Origin of the sequence: Pseudomonas sp. JV414, from assembly GCF_032424305.1 — a bacterium.
Lineage (GTDB): Bacteria > Pseudomonadota > Gammaproteobacteria > Pseudomonadales > Pseudomonadaceae > Aquipseudomonas > Aquipseudomonas lini.
Map to the genome: position 1 here is coordinate 83881 of NZ_VYKC01000005.1, position 13716 is coordinate 97596.

Annotated in this window: 13 protein-coding genes; 3 read left to right on the forward strand and 10 right to left on the reverse strand. The window is 58.5% G+C overall.

Features of this window, described 5'->3' with window-relative positions:
- Positions 1-64: 64 nt before the first annotated feature.
- The 4 genes from F6R97_RS09135 to ttcA all read right to left on the reverse strand — a co-directional run bounded on the left by F6R97_RS09135 (position 65) and on the right by ttcA (position 3936).
- A complete protein-coding gene (locus F6R97_RS09135; protein WP_315866421.1) occupies positions 65-244 on the reverse strand; it encodes a BRO family protein in 180 nt (59 codons plus the stop codon).
- A gap of 439 nt (positions 245-683) precedes the next feature.
- A complete protein-coding gene (locus F6R97_RS09140) occupies positions 684-1949 on the reverse strand; it encodes a tyrosine-type recombinase/integrase (protein WP_315866422.1) in 1266 nt (421 codons plus the stop codon).
- 364 nt (positions 1950-2313) lie between these two features.
- Positions 2314-2988 carry a DNA-3-methyladenine glycosylase I gene (locus tag F6R97_RS09145; protein ID WP_007899094.1) on the reverse strand — a complete coding sequence of 225 codons (675 nt, stop codon included), beginning with the start codon at positions 2986-2988 and terminating at the stop codon, positions 2314-2316.
- Between the two features lie 123 nt (positions 2989-3111).
- A complete protein-coding gene (gene ttcA, locus F6R97_RS09150; RefSeq protein ID WP_048394214.1) occupies positions 3112-3936 on the reverse strand; it encodes a tRNA 2-thiocytidine(32) synthetase TtcA in 825 nt (274 codons plus the stop codon).
- Positions 3937-4369: 433 nt separating this feature from the next.
- Here ttcA and F6R97_RS09155 point away from each other — a divergent pair, with 433 nt between their 5' ends.
- Together F6R97_RS09155 and F6R97_RS09160 are read left to right on the forward strand one after the other, a co-directional pair.
- Positions 4370-4972 carry a Yip1 family protein gene (locus F6R97_RS09155; RefSeq protein WP_030131100.1) on the forward strand — a complete coding sequence of 201 codons (603 nt, stop codon included), beginning with the start codon at positions 4370-4372 and terminating at the stop codon, positions 4970-4972.
- A gap of 158 nt (positions 4973-5130) precedes the next feature.
- Positions 5131-5625 carry a SprT family zinc-dependent metalloprotease gene (locus tag F6R97_RS09160; protein WP_008011643.1) on the forward strand — a complete coding sequence of 165 codons (495 nt, stop codon included), beginning with the start codon at positions 5131-5133 and terminating at the stop codon, positions 5623-5625.
- Between the two features lie 136 nt (positions 5626-5761).
- On the opposite strand, the gene F6R97_RS09165 is transcribed toward F6R97_RS09160, so the two are convergent.
- Together F6R97_RS09165 and F6R97_RS09170 are read right to left on the reverse strand one after the other, a co-directional pair.
- The gene (locus F6R97_RS09165) at positions 5762-6943 is read right to left on the reverse strand and encodes a CaiB/BaiF CoA-transferase family protein (RefSeq protein WP_315866423.1); all 1182 of its coding nucleotides are present in this window, start codon (positions 6941-6943) and stop codon (positions 5762-5764) included.
- A gap of 145 nt (positions 6944-7088) precedes the next feature.
- Positions 7089-8423 carry a dicarboxylate/amino acid:cation symporter gene (locus tag F6R97_RS09170; protein ID WP_038979460.1) on the reverse strand — a complete coding sequence of 445 codons (1335 nt, stop codon included), beginning with the start codon at positions 8421-8423 and terminating at the stop codon, positions 7089-7091.
- Between the two features lie 340 nt (positions 8424-8763).
- On the opposite strand from F6R97_RS09170, the gene F6R97_RS09175 reads away from it, so the two are divergent.
- Positions 8764-9762: an AraC family transcriptional regulator gene (locus F6R97_RS09175; RefSeq protein ID WP_048394206.1), complete on the forward strand. Its 999-nt coding sequence runs from the start codon at positions 8764-8766 to the stop codon at positions 9760-9762.
- Positions 9763-9885: 123 nt separating this feature from the next.
- Here the strand turns inward: F6R97_RS09175 and F6R97_RS09180 are convergent, their stop codons facing one another.
- The 4 genes from F6R97_RS09180 to F6R97_RS09195 all read right to left on the reverse strand — a co-directional run bounded on the left by F6R97_RS09180 (position 9886) and on the right by F6R97_RS09195 (position 13702).
- The gene (locus F6R97_RS09180) at positions 9886-10245 is read right to left on the reverse strand and encodes a DUF6124 family protein (RefSeq protein WP_048394204.1); all 360 of its coding nucleotides are present in this window, start codon (positions 10243-10245) and stop codon (positions 9886-9888) included.
- Positions 10246-10856: 611 nt separating this feature from the next.
- A complete protein-coding gene (locus F6R97_RS09185) occupies positions 10857-12203 on the reverse strand; it encodes an ATP-binding protein (protein ID WP_315866424.1) in 1347 nt (448 codons plus the stop codon).
- The gene (locus F6R97_RS09190; RefSeq protein ID WP_007899104.1) at positions 12200-12877 is read right to left on the reverse strand and encodes a response regulator; all 678 of its coding nucleotides are present in this window, start codon (positions 12875-12877) and stop codon (positions 12200-12202) included. The genes F6R97_RS09185 and F6R97_RS09190 overlap by 4 nt, the downstream gene beginning before the upstream one ends.
- A 222-nt stretch (positions 12878-13099) precedes the next feature.
- Positions 13100-13702, reverse strand: coding sequence for a hypothetical protein (locus F6R97_RS09195; RefSeq protein ID WP_315866425.1), 603 nt, complete (start codon positions 13700-13702; stop codon positions 13100-13102).
- Positions 13703-13716 lie beyond the last annotated feature (14 nt).

Here is a 13716-nt window from a genome sequence, read left to right on the forward strand (position 1 = left end):
CTCCTACGCTCACGCAGCAAGGCCAGGACCCAGCGAGTCGATCAGATTTCACGTAGGAGCGCGATCAGGTACGCAGTACCGCTGGGTTGGTGGACTGCTCAGCGTTGTACTTGCCGGTCTTGCGGATGGCCGGGACAACCTCATCAGCCATCCATGTTTGAAAGGCTTGAGCCTTGTCCGTACTACCACGCATGAGCATCCGGTAGACCAAACCCTCAGTGAACATCCAGCTACGGCCTTGCACGTCATAGGCTCCATCAGGCTACCTAAGGAAGGTAGACCCACGAGGACATCCAGCTCGATGCCCATGAAGTCGCATTGACATCACTGCCAGATCAATGATTCGATCAGGACTCGAAATTCACGGAAAGGAATATCAAATGGCATGGCATACCAGCGCATCTAAACTGACCTTGGTCAATGACACCAACGATTGGTGGCGAACGATTTACAGCACAGGCGACACCGTACCGGTTTCTGGGATCTACACTTGCAGCGGTTGCAAGCGTGAAATCACCTCAAACCAAAACGACCCATTCCCGCCTCAGAATCATCATCAACACACAGCAGCGCAAGGCGCGGTTAAGTGGAAGCTGAATGTACGGACTAACACTGCTGGTGAATAAGTAAGGGTCTCAAGGTTCGGGGCTCATTCAGTTGAGTCCCCCGAACTCTTGCTAAATTCAGACGCGAAGGCTCTTAATGAGCGCCTCAGCCATTTCAACGACACTCAAGGTCCCACAGCGTCCGTAAAGGTCCCATGTGATCGACCCCGAGGAGTGCCCGAGGATCGCCTGAGCGACTTCCAAGCGAGCCCCTGAGGACTTCAAAGAGGACGCCAAGGAGTGCCGCAACGAATGGAACACGAGGTCCTTATCGGCCTCCCCATGGAAGCTTCTCAGCAAGGCATTAGCGGTATTGGCAAGGTGAGCCCTACTACCCTTGAACAACTGGTCGTCATCACCCGACAGTTTCTCTACGCGCCTCAGGAGGCCCTCAAGGTCAAACCCTAAGGACCCAACGAGCGGCACCATGCGAACGCTGTGGTCATTCTTGAGGCTCTTGAATGCCTGATTCTTGTTGATGTCCACCATCGTTACGCCATTGAGAACCTTGAAGTCGCCCTTAACTAAGGTCGTCAGTTCATTCAACCGGGCACCAGTTAGGACAGCCAACTGAATCAGCAAGGAAGCTTCTGAGGTGTCCTTTACGGCCTTCTCCATGATGGTCTGGATCTGGGTCTTGCTGAATGCCTTACGCTGACTGGAGGCACCTTTTCGGTGCTTCAAGCCCTTCGCATAGTGGCGCTCAAGAAAACCATTGTTAACAGACCAATCAAGAACCGTGACCAGAGTGCCCAGCAGTTTATTGACCGTGATAGGAGCCCTTGAGGTCCCCAAGGTGGACTTGAGGATCTGCATGTCCGCCCGTGTGTGGCTCCTTAGGTCCAGACCTGACAGCGCCCCATTGAGCGCCTTGAGGTTGTAGCTGAGGCTCTTCAGGGTGTCGTCCGTTACGTTGGTCTGGTGTTCTTTGATGTAGATCGTTGAGAGGCCCTCGAAGGTAAGAGCATCAGCAGTCGGTAATACAGATAGAGACGAAGATGGGGGAGTTGACGTGCCACAACTTGGACCATCCTCAAGGATCTCATTGAGCGCCCCCAGATCACCGTAGAGCCTCTTTTGAGCACCATTCACAGCTGCTATAGCTGCTTCGACTCCACGGGCCTGTACGGGCGTCATTGGGGTTGTCATTGCGTGGCCTATCAGATGCCCTTTGAGGTCGTCATAGACCATTCCGTAGCTCTGCATTGGGTCGTTGCTGTGGTCAGCTTGGAGAGCCTCACGGGCGAACTCACGGATTGCCGAACGGATGGACTCCCAGTCAGCTTGGGGATTGTCGAGGTGAAAGCCAGCGAGGGCGGCCCTGAGGTCCTTCGAATTCTGCATAGCGGTGGTCCTGTCAGTGGACCTTAAGGATACCGTGTGACTGCTCAAGAGGCCTACGGGCCGTAGTCTGAGGTAGTAGACACCAGCTCGACGGTAGTAATACGGGGTGGCTAACGGCGTAGTAATTGTTACACGACTTGTGACACGAGACGCTTGTTTGAGGCTGGTCATTGGCTGAGGCTCCGTGTTTACGGGGCTCCTACCGGTTTCAGTTGAACCGCAAGTTGGCGGGTGAAGGCGAGACCAGCGTCGCCTGACAGGACGCCTTCGCGAGCAAGCCCGCTCCCACATTTGACCGCATTCCAACTGACAGAACTCGGTTTAATGTGGGAGCGGGCTTGCTCGCGAAGGGATCGACTCGGTCTCAATGATTCACTGTGTAAGCCAGCATCATCGAAATCTGGCTCATCGGCCGCCCACCGCTCTCTTCATGCCACTGGTTGAACGCATTCTGCACCGTAGCCATGTCCCGCAAACTGGTAGGCACCTTGTCGACAATCTTCTGCGCACTCAGCGCTGCCACCACGTCGTAGCTCGGCACGAAGGTGTCCTTGCCGACCATCCGCAAGAATCGCGGTGCTGATAACCCGCCCAGCTGATGCCCGTGTTTTTTCAGGTAGGTCCACAAACCGACGATATCGGTCACCGGCCATTCGGCGATCAGGGCACCAAAGCTGCCCTTCTCATGGGCCACATCCAGAATGAACTGCGCATTGCGCGGCACGCTCTTGAGCTTGCCCAGGTGGCGGATGATCCGCGCGTCCTGCATCAAGCGCTCCAGATGCTCGGCGCTCATCAGCACGACTTTTTCCGGGTCGAACTTGAAGAACACCTCTTCGAACGCCGGCCATTTGGCGTCCACAAGGCTGTGCTTGAGCCCGGCGCGGAATACCCGCAACGCCATGGTCGAGAGGTAGCGGTCGTCACTGATCTTGCGCAATTGCGCCGGGGTCTTGGGAACGGGCAGATGGGCTTCCAGTTCAGCCGCCGAACCGAAGCGGTTCAAGCAGTATTCGTTCAGCCACTTGTAGTCGCGCATGCCCTCTCCTGAGGTTAACGAAAAACCTGTGGGAGCGGGCTTGCTCGCGAATGCGGTGTGTCATTCAACATAGATGTCGGATGGCACACCGCATTCGCGAGCAAGCCCGCTCCCACATTTTGTTTAGAGGTTCACCACATTCACGAACCGTGAAGCGGCGGTTTCATCGATGCGCAGATTGGTGAAGTCAAACAGATTGCGGTCCGCCAGTTGCGACGGAATCACGTTCTGCAAGCTGCGGAAAATGCTTTCGGTACGGCCCGGCGTCTTGTGTTCCCACTCCTGCAGCATCTCTTTAACCACCTGGCGTTGCAGGTTTTCCTGGGAGCCGCAGAGGTTGCACGGGATGATCGGGAATTGCTTGAAGTCCGAGTAAGCCTGAATGTCTTTTTCGTTGCAGTAGGCCAGCGGGCGGATCACCACGTTGCGACCGTCGTCGGCGCGCAACTTCGGCGGCATGGCCTTGAGCGAACCGTTGAAGAACATGTTCAGGAAGAACGTCTCGACGATGTCGTCGCGATGGTGACCGAGGGCCATTTTGGTCGCGCCGATTTCATCGGCAAAGGTGTAGAGCGTGCCGCGACGCAGGCGCGAGCACAGCGAGCAGGTGGTTTTTCCCTCAGGAATAAGCTCCTTGACCACCGAATAGGTGTCTTTCTCGACGATGTGATACTCGACGCCCAGTTCTTTAAGGTAAGCCGGCAGCACGTGCTCGGGAAAGCCTGGCTGCTTCTGGTCCATGTTCACGGCGACGATGTCGAACTTGATCGGGGCGACCTTCTGCAAATGCATCAGCACGTCGAGCATGGTGTAGCTGTCCTTGCCACCGGACAGGCAGACCATGACCTTGTCGCCATCTTCAATCATGTTGAAATCGGCGACAGCCTCACCCGCCTGGCGGCGAAGGCGCTTTTGCAGTTTGTTCTGGTTGACCGTAAGAGTGCCCATGACGCGAAATCCGTGAGGTGTGACGAAAGGCCGGCATTTTACGCAAAAACCGTTCAAGGGCGAATAGCCCGGAGAATCGCAATCCCCGTAGGAGCTGCCGCAGGCTGCGATCTTTTGATTTTGGCTATTTCAGCACCACTGAAGATCAAGATCAAAAGATCGCAGCCTGCGGCAGCTCCTACGAGATCCCGGTACATATCCATGATCTTCAACCAATTCAGCACCGGCGAAGATCAACTTCCCAATGCATTTGCGCGATTAACAAGGTGCTTTACAGCGCGATTTGCTCTAAGCCCCTCGCACTATTACCAGTAACTCCTTTCTATACTGCGGCATAAGGTCGCACACATATTCAGACCTGTACTTACCTGGCCACTTTGGCCCGTAAGCGCTCCGCTGGGGGGCGATGGCAATAACAAGAGGAGTGACTGGCATGATCCATCACGTAGTGGGGCTCTTCACCCACCCTGACCAGGAATGGAAAGAAATCCGTGGCGACCAGGAGGAAAGCATCAGCCACATGTACCTCACGCACACCCTGATTCTGGCGGCGATCCCTGCCGTGTCGGCGTTTATCGGCACCACGCAGGTCGGCTGGGTCATTGGTAACCGGGCGCCGGTGATGCTGACCATGGAAAGTGCGCTGTGGATGACCATCATGTCGTACCTGGCGATGCTCGGCGGTGTCGCGGTGATGGGGGCTTTCATCCACTGGATGGCCCGCACCTATGACGCCAACCCGAGCCTGGCGCGCTGTGTCGCGTTCGCAACGTACACCGCGACGCCACTGTTCATCGGCGGTCTGGCGGCGCTGTACCCGCATATGTGGCTGGGAATGATCGTCGGCACCGCAGCCATCTGCTACACGGTGTACCTGCTGTATGTGGGTCTGCCAACGTTCATGAACATTCCTTCGGACGAGGGATTCCTGTTTTCAAGCTCGGTGCTCGCCGTAGGACTGGTGGTGCTGGTGGCGATCATGGCGTTCACGGTAATTGTCTGGGGACTCGGCGTGGGGCCGGTCTATACCAATTAGCAACACACCCACCAAAAACAAGATCTGCCAACACAGGCCGCCGCAAGGCGGCCTTCTACTCTCTAAGAATGAGCAGGAGCAACAACCATTCGGCGCCTGAGCGATTCGCAAGTCCCGAGGGTTGCGGCATACTCGACGTCTCTGGAGATCCATCAAGCATGCCCGAGCAACTCAATACCCGCGTCGAAGACTGTTTCCAACAAGCCGAATCCTTTTTCAAACGACCTTTCAAACGCCCCGTGGTGAGCCTCAAGCTGCGCGGGCAAAAAGCCGGTGTCGCGCATTTGCACGAGAACCTGCTGCGCTTCAATCCGCAGCTGTACCGGGAAAACACCGAAGACTTCCTCAAGCAGACCGTGGCGCATGAAGTCGCGCATCTGATCGCCCATCAACTGTTCGGCGACCGCATCCAGCCTCACGGCGAAGAGTGGCAACTGATCATGCGCGGCGTTTACGAACTACCGCCCAATCGCTGCCACACCTACGACGTCAAACGCCGCAGCGTGACCCGCTACATCTACAAATGCCCGTGCGCCGACAGCGATTTCCCGTTTTCGGCGCAGCGTCATGGTTTGGTGAGGCAGGGGCGGCGGTATTTGTGCCGGCGCTGTCGCAGCACCTTGGTGTTTAGCGGAGAGATGCGGGTCGAATAAGTCAGATTTGTGGTGGTTCCGCCGGCCTCATCGCGGGCAAGCCCGCTCCCACAGGGATCAGCTTTGATTACAAAATTTGTGAACGACTCCGACCACTGTGGGAGCGGGCTTGCCCGCGATGGGGCCGGGACAGACGCTAGAGAACCACCCTGGCACGCCGCAATTCCTCGATCCGCTCAACACTAAACCCCAACTCCCCCAACACCTGATCCGTATGCTCACCCAGCCCCGCCCCGATATGCCGTGGCTCAGGCAATCCATCCGAAAACTTCAACGGGCAAGCCATCTGCGCCTGGGTCGAACCATCGCCCCTCGGCACCTCAGTCACCATTTCCCGTGCCTTCAACTGCGGATGCCGCACCGCTTCGCCCAGGCTCAACACCGGCTCGACGCACGCATCGACCCCGGCAAACAGCTCGCATAACTCGGCAAAGTCGTATTTTTCGAATTCAACTTTCAACGCCTCCTTGAGCGCCTGTTGCCGGGCCGGTTCGGGTGACAGTCCCTGGGCCGCCAGTTCCGGCCGGCCCAGCGCCGTACAGAGTTGCTGCATGAACACCGGCTCCAGACTGCCCACCGACAGCCAGCGCCCATCGCGCGAGCGGTAGTAATCGTAGAAGCTGCCACCATTGAGCATCTGCTCTTCCCTGCCCGGCTCCACGCCACAGGCCAGGTACCCGGCGCCGGCCATGGCATTCAGGCTGAAGGCGCAGTCGGTCATGCTCACATCCAGATGTTGCCCCTGCCCTGTCTGCTGCCGTGCGATCACCGCTGCCAGCAGGCCGATCACCCCGTGCAGCGAGCCACCGGCGACATCCGCTACCTGCATGCCCAACGGCACCGGCCCGCTGTCAGCGCGACCGGTGTAGCTCGAAAGCCCCGCCAGCGCCAGGTAGTTGATGTCGTGCCCGGCGCGATCCTTGTAGGGGCCGGTCTGGCCATAACCGGTGATCGACACATAAATCAGCTTCGGATTGATCGCCTTCAAGGCTTCATACCCCAAACCGAGCCGGTCCATCACGCCGGGACGAAACTGCTCCAGCACGATGTCGTGGTCCTGCAGCAATTGCTTGATCACCTCCAGTGCCTCGGGCTGCTTGAGGTCCAGGGCCAGGCTGCGCTTGTTGCGATTGAGGTACGCGTGGCTGGCCGAAACGCCTTGATCATGCGGCGGCAATACTCGCAGCAGGTCCATGCGGGTCGGCGATTCGATGCGCAGCACCTCGGCGCCCATGTCTGCCAGCAGCAATGAGGCGAACGGCCCCGGCAGCAGTGTCGAGAAATCCAGAACCTTGAGTGATGCCAGTGGACCGAGCATAAGTGTTCTCCAGTGCGATCCCCCAAGCCTAGGCAGCCGAGGACATTGCAGCAATCACCTTATGTGTCAGTGGCGGTGACCGTTGCGCTCAAATCGCAGGCATGAAAAAACCCGCCGAAGCGGGTTTTTCATGCAGCCAGAGTACTTACTTGACGCTGGCCGGGGTTGGGCCTTCAGCCACACCCAGGTCGTCTACTTCACGCTCGTCGGAGATACCGCGACCGCCGGAAGCCAGCTCGACTTGCAGCTTGTCTTCATCCAGCTCTTTCACCCACTTGGCGACCACGATGGTGGCCACGGCGTTACCAACAAGGTTGGTCAGCGCACGGGCTTCGGACATGAAGCGGTCGATACCAAGGATCAGCGCCAGGCCGGCCACCGGCAGAGTACCCACGGCCGACAGGGTGGCTGCCAGCACGATGAAACCACTACCAGTCACACCTGCCGCACCTTTGGAGGACAACAGCAGCACCAGCAGCAAGGTAATCTGGTGAGTCAGGTCCATCGGCGTATCAGTCGCCTGAGCAATGAACACAGCCGCCATGGTCAGGTAGATCGAAGTACCGTCGAGGTTGAACGAGTAGCCAGTCGGGATCACCAGACCCACAACCGATTTCTGCGCACCCAGGCGTTCCATCTTGATCAGCATGCGTGGCAGTGCGGATTCCGAAGAGGAAGTGCCCAGCACGATCAGCAGTTCTTCACGGATGTAGCGAATCAGTTTGATGACGCTGAAACCGTGTGCGCGGCAGATCGCGCCCAGTACCAGGACCACGAACAGGATGCAGGTGATGTAGAAGCAGATCATCAGCTGACCGAGTTGCACCAGCGAACCGACACCGTAGGCACCGATGGTGAAGGCCATCGCACCAAACGCGCCGACTGGAGCGAGCTTCATGATCATGTTGATGATGTTGAACATCACGTGAGCAAAGCGATCGATGAAGTCCAGCACCGGTTTGCCGTAGGCACCCAGGCGATGCAGGGCGAAACCGAAGATCACCGAGAACATCAGCACTTGCAGGATGTCGCCGTTGGCGAAGGCGCCGACGATGGTGTTCGGGATCACGTTGAGGACAAAAGCAATGATGCTCTGGTCTTTACCGGCCGAGATGAAGCCAGCGATTTTGCTGGTGTCCAGAGTCGTCACGTCGATGTGCATGCCGGCGCCCGGTTGCACGACGTTGACCACGACCAGACCGATCAGCAAGGCAATGGTGGAGACGATTTCGAAGTACAGCAGCGCATAGCCGCCGGTCTTGCCGACCGATTTCATGTTCTGCATGCCGGCGATGCCGCTGACAACGGTACAGAAGATGATCGGTGCGATGACCATTTTGATCAGTTTGATGAACCCGTCACCCAGCGGCTTGAGGGCTACACCGGTCTGCGGGTAGAAGTGACCGAGCAGGATGCCGATAGCGATGGCAACGATCACCTGGAAGTACAGGGATTTATACAGTGGCTGACGAGTCGTCATTGCAAAGTTCCTCAAGAGTGCCTCAGTAACAACATCCGTCTGTTGTCCCTGACACCTCAATTGCGAACCCTCCTGCACTGGAGGGATTTGTTTTGTCGAGCTGCGCGATGGCAGACCTCTGCGGCTTGTATCGCAAGCCCCGTGCCACCTTCGAAAAAAACCCTGCCAGCCTTGTGACATCAAGGGTTACAGGTTTTTTTGGGTCACTAACCAGTCACAACGATGTGGCGGATTTCCGCCCACCAGCCAAACCTCGTCCTGCAATTTGGCGGATATCCGCCTTGTTCATTCTCGACGGGCACCGCTACCATCCATTGCTCAGTGGACGGACCTGCTCTCTATGCGCGAACGCACCATCGCCAGCCATTTCGCCCGCGCCGCCCTCGGTGGCGCGCGTCGGCGTGGCTACGACTATTCGAGTCTGTTGCAGCAACTGGGGATCAGCCCCGAGTTGCTCGAGGAGCCGCGCGCCCGAATCGCGCCCGAGCAGTTCGCCCGATTGATCCAGGGACTGTGGCTGGCCCTGGACGACGAATACCTGGGCTTCGGGCAGGCGCCGAGCAAACCCGGCAGCTTCGCGATGATGTGCCACGCGGTGATCCACTGCCGCACGCTGGAGAAAGCGCTCAATCGCGGTTTGTTGTTTTACAGCCTGTTCCCCGGCGCGCCGCGTCTGACGCTGAGCCGCGAAGGCGACAGGGTTCGCCTGGGCCTGGACGATTCGCCGCTGTGGGACCCGGACCACTTCCTCAGCGAAAGCCTGCTGGTGATCTGGCATCGGTTCGGCAGCTGGCTGATTGGCCAGCGCATTCGTCTGGAGCAGGCGACGTTCAGCTACCCGAGGCCCGGACACGGGGCCGAATACGATTTGCTGTTTTCTTGCCCGCTTGAGTTTTCTTGCGCGCAGAGCAGTCTGCTGTTTCACAGTCGCTACCTGAACATGCCGCTGTTGCAGGACGAACGCACCCTCAAGCACTTTCTCGAGCGCTCCCCTGCCGACCTGCTCTCGCGCCCCGACGAAGGCGACAGCCTGAGCAGCCAGTTGCGGCGCTTGCTCAGCCGCGACAGTGCGCGCTGGCCGGATCTGGAAGCGGTGGCCGCGCACCTGCACATCAGCCCGCAAACCTTGCGTCGGCATTTGCGCGAAGAAGGCACGAGTTTTCAGGAATTGAAGGACCAGTTGCGCCGGGACATTGCGATTTATCACCTGGGGCGTGCGGATCTGTCGTTGCAACAGATTGCCGAGCAGCTGGGGTTTTCCGAGCCTTCGGCGTTTCACCGGGCGTTCAAGAAGTGGACGGGGTTGACGCCGGGGGCCTATCGGGCTCAAGAGCTTTAAGATCAAAAGATCGCAGCCTGCGGCAGCTCCTACCTGGGATTGTGTTCGACCGAGAGATGGCGGCGAACACCGAATCTGTAGGAGCTGCCGAAGGCTGCGATCTTTTGATTTTGTTTTTTCTGGCTAGCCTCGCGGATCGAAGTTATCCAGCACCCGATTCACCGCCAGCTCGCCGAGCATGACCACCGATTGAATCCCCAACATCATGTTGCGATGTGGCATGTCCATCAATCCGGCGAACTCACTGAGCATCATGCTCGCTGACGCCAGGGATTCGCAGGCGTTGACCAGCAGGGTTTCGTTATCGACCTCGGCGCCGACGTGGTAAATGGTGCTGGGTTTGCGCGGGGTGTCTTTGGGGATGGGCGGTTTGAGGTAGTAATCGAGGGCGCGGTCGGCGGCTTCGTTGAGTTTTTTGGAATCGAGGGATTCGTAGGGGGAAACGTCGTCGGTTTCCGGAGGATTTGGCGTAGGTTTGAACATGGTGAAACTCCTTGATCAATGGAGTCGCCACATGTCGCTGCTAAACGAGAAATGGTGGCGACTGTACGCGGGTTAGCAGACCAGGGATCAAGAAACCCGGCGCACCGAAGTGCCCCACGCACAGCCACCATAACGCAGACCAGCGTAGGCAAAAATAGCCGACTGATCGAGAGGTGGCACTGCGTGCCTTGATATTTACCGAGCTGCTAAACCCGATCGCTGATTGGTCAGCGACCCGGAAACGATAGAGCCCGGCCTCAAGGCGCACAAGCCGGCGGATTCTGGCGTAGTCGTAGGCAACGGCGCAAGGATGTGTAGCCTGGGAGAGTATCTGGAAGTGTCGTTTAAACAGTGCTTGTTTATCAGTCTGACACCGAGCCTTGTGGTGGCTGCACCGGCCTCATCGCGGGCAAGCCCGCTCCCACAGGTATCTACTTTGACCAAAAGATTTGTGAACGACACCGATCACTGTGGGAGCGGGCTTTTTGATCGTTCCCACGCTCTGCGTGGGAATGCCTCAAGGGACGCTCCGCGTTCCAGTTCTGGAAAGGGACGCGGAGCGTCCCGGGCTGCATTCCCACGCGGAGCGTGGGAACGATCGGTGACAGGGGTCAAACCACCGGAAAATGAATCCGGAACGCCGCGCCGCCCATCGGCGAATCCCCCAGTGTCAGCTTGGCGTTGTAGCTTTCGATGATGTCCTTGACCACCGCCAACCCGATCCCCTGCCCCGGATGCTGGCGATCCAGCCGCTCGCCTCGCTGCAGAATCCGCGCACGCTGGTCCGGTGGCACGCCCGGGCCGTCATCTTCGACGCACAACTCAATCCCGCTAAGGGTTTCGCGCACGCTGATGCGCACTTCGCCGAGGCACAGGCGATAGGCGTTTTCCAGCAGGTTGCCCATCATTTCCAGCAAGGCGCCTTGCTCGATCGGCACGTAGCACTGCTCCGGCAGATCGAAAGCGACTCGCACACGTTTGTCGCGGTAGACCTTGTCCAGCGTGTCGCAGAGGCTTTTCAGCACCGGGCGCAGGCGCACCTGGTGGCGCACCAGACCGCTTTTGCGCAGGCTCGCGCGTTGCAGCTGATAGCCGATCTGCTGGCTCATGCGTTCGATCTGGGTTTGCAGCACCCAGGCCTGCTCGCGCTCTTGCGGCTTTTGCGCCATGTCTTCGCTGACCCCTTGCAACACCGTCAGCGGGGTTTTCAGGCTGTGAGCCAGGTCGTCGAGGGAATCGCGATAACGGCTGCGCTGCTCACGCTCGCTGTGCAACAAGCGGTTGAGCGAGCCAGTCAGGCGCAGCAATTCACGCGGGTGTTGTTCGCTGAGGCTTTCACGGGTGCCGCTTTCGATCTGGTCCAGCTCCTGGCTCAGCCGACGCAACGCCTGCAAGCCCCAGGTCAGGCCGATCCACAGCAAGGCGAGCAACACCAGCAAGGCTGCGCCGAAGCCCAGGTAAAGGTTTTCCCGCAGGCCTTCTAGAGTGATTTCATATTCGCGCACCGGTTGCAGGGCGACGATGCTGAACGCCGCGCTTTGGCCGCCCAGCAGCTTGACCTCGACGTCATAGACGAAGAACTCTTCACCATTGGCTTCGCGGATTCTCGCGAACTCGTTGCCGCGCCCATCGTAACGCGGCTTGTAGTTGATCTTCTCTTCCTGGGTGGCTTTCGAGCGCCAGACCAAATGACCTTCGCGGTCATAGATGTAACCGAGCAAACGGCTGTCGGTGAGGTTGAAGCGCTCGTCGGGCAATTGCGCGGGCATTTGCAGGCGATTGTTATCCACCCGCGCTGCGGAGATCAGTGTGGTGACGTCCGACGCCAGACGCTGCTCGATGGAATCCTGCAACGCCAGGCTGAACGCGCCCTGCATCGCAGGCAACAACGCCAGCATGAACAACACCGCCAGAACCGTGGCGGCGAGCATCAATCGGACACGAAGGGAACGAATCAAGTGCAGCGCTCGTTAAACAGGTAGCCAAGGCCACGCACGGTATCGATCGGCTTGAAGCCGGCCGGGCCTTCGAGTTTGCGACGCAAGCGGCCGACCAGCACTTCGATCACATTCGGATCGCGCTCGCCGTCATCCGGGTAGAGCTGCTCCATCAAGCGGTCCTTGGCCACCACTTGCTGGTGATGCCGCATCAGGTACTCGAGGATCCGGTATTCGTAGGCGGTCAGCGCCAGCGGTTGTTCATCGAGGGACGCCTGTTTGCGATTGAGGTCCAGCAACAAGGGGCCGGCAACGATGGTCGACTGGGTGAAACCGCTGGAACGGCGCAGCAAGGCATTCAGGCGGGCGTCCAGCTCTTCGAACTGGAACGGCTTGACCACGTAGTCGTCGGCACCGGCGGCGAGGCCTTCGACCTTGTCCTGCCAGTTGCCGCGCGCGGTGAGGATCAGGATCGGAAACGTCTTGCCCCGGGAGCGCAATTGACGAATCAGATCGAGCCCGCCCATGCCCGGCAGACCAAGGTCGATCACCGCCAGGTCATGGTTGAACTGCTCGGCCTGATACAGCGCCTCCTCGGCGTTGGCCACGGACTCGACCACGTGGCCGCTATCCGTCAGGCGGGTTTGCAGGTGATGACGCAACAGCGCTTCATCTTCGACGACCAGCAATTTCATAACGCTCTCCTGGGCAAATCAACATCTCCAAAGACATAACGCTGCACCTCAATGGCTAACAGGGCGAATGCCCGTCATCAATTAAGCCGCAGAACCTGTGGGAGCAGGCTTGCCCGCGATAGCGACCTGTCTGACACATCAATGGTGAATGTGCTGCCGTCATCGCGGGCAAGCCCGCTCCCACAGGTTCTGCGGCTTAACCGACTGGCAGCGAAACGCCTTTTAGAAAGCGTAGTTGGCGGACAGGTAGGTCTGGGCACTGCTGGTCAAGTCCAGCGACCCCTGTTTGCTGCCGCCGTGCTCGCTCATCTCGGTGCTGGCGTTGCTGCGCAGGTAACGGTAACCCAGCTCGACCGAGGTGTTTTGCGAAACTTGCTGCAATACACCGACCTGGCCGCCAACGGCGTAACCGATGTCGCTGTCGCGGCTGAAGCCTGGCGATTCCTGGGTCAGCTTGGTCAAACCGGCAGTGGCACCGCCGAACAATTTGGTGCTGCCACCCACCGGGTAGAACAGATCGTAGCTGCCCAGCAGGTTTTCCTGACGCAGTTTAATGCCATTGTGCGAGCCCGACACGTTGTCGTAAGTGGCGTAGTAGCGGCCCTTGCTGTCTTGCTGGCCCAGACGCACGCCCCAGGTATTGTCCTTGCCGATCACGCCGTCGGCGTTCGGGTGGTTGAGGTTGTCGTTCAGGGCGCTGGATTTTTTAACCTTGTCGCTGGTCTGGCCAAAGGTCAGGCCGGCGAAATTGGTGGTATCGGCGTGGGCCGCCACACTGGCGCCCATCACGGTGAAAGCCAGAAGCAGTTTTTTAAAAGTAGTCATTGGGGAGTTTCCTC

Excerpts from the sequence above, each read along its gene's own strand:
- F6R97_RS09165 (WP_315866423.1), bottom strand. The coding sequence starts at position 6,943 with ATGCTCGGTCCACTGGCATCACTCAAGGTTCTGGATTTCTCGACACTG.
- F6R97_RS09190 (WP_007899104.1), bottom strand. The coding sequence starts at position 12,877 with ATGAAATTGCTGGTCGTCGAAGATGAAGCGCTGTTGCGTCATCACCTG.
- ttcA (WP_048394214.1), bottom strand. The coding sequence starts at position 3,936 with ATGGGCACTCTTACGGTCAACCAGAACAAACTGCAAAAGCGCCTTCGC.
- F6R97_RS09170 (WP_038979460.1), bottom strand. The coding sequence starts at position 8,423 with ATGACGACTCGTCAGCCACTGTATAAATCCCTGTACTTCCAGGTGATC.
- F6R97_RS09175 (WP_048394206.1), top strand. The coding sequence starts at position 8,764 with ATGCGCGAACGCACCATCGCCAGCCATTTCGCCCGCGCCGCCCTCGGT.
- F6R97_RS09160 (WP_008011643.1), top strand. The coding sequence starts at position 5,131 with ATGCCCGAGCAACTCAATACCCGCGTCGAAGACTGTTTCCAACAAGCC.
- F6R97_RS09195 (WP_315866425.1), bottom strand. The coding sequence starts at position 13,702 with ATGACTACTTTTAAAAAACTGCTTCTGGCTTTCACCGTGATGGGCGCC.
- F6R97_RS09180 (WP_048394204.1), bottom strand. The coding sequence starts at position 10,245 with ATGTTCAAACCTACGCCAAATCCTCCGGAAACCGACGACGTTTCCCCC.
- F6R97_RS09145 (WP_007899094.1), bottom strand. The coding sequence starts at position 2,988 with ATGCGCGACTACAAGTGGCTGAACGAATACTGCTTGAACCGCTTCGGT.
- F6R97_RS09155 (WP_030131100.1), top strand. The coding sequence starts at position 4,370 with ATGATCCATCACGTAGTGGGGCTCTTCACCCACCCTGACCAGGAATGG.
- F6R97_RS09140 (WP_315866422.1), bottom strand. The coding sequence starts at position 1,949 with ATGCAGAATTCGAAGGACCTCAGGGCCGCCCTCGCTGGCTTTCACCTC.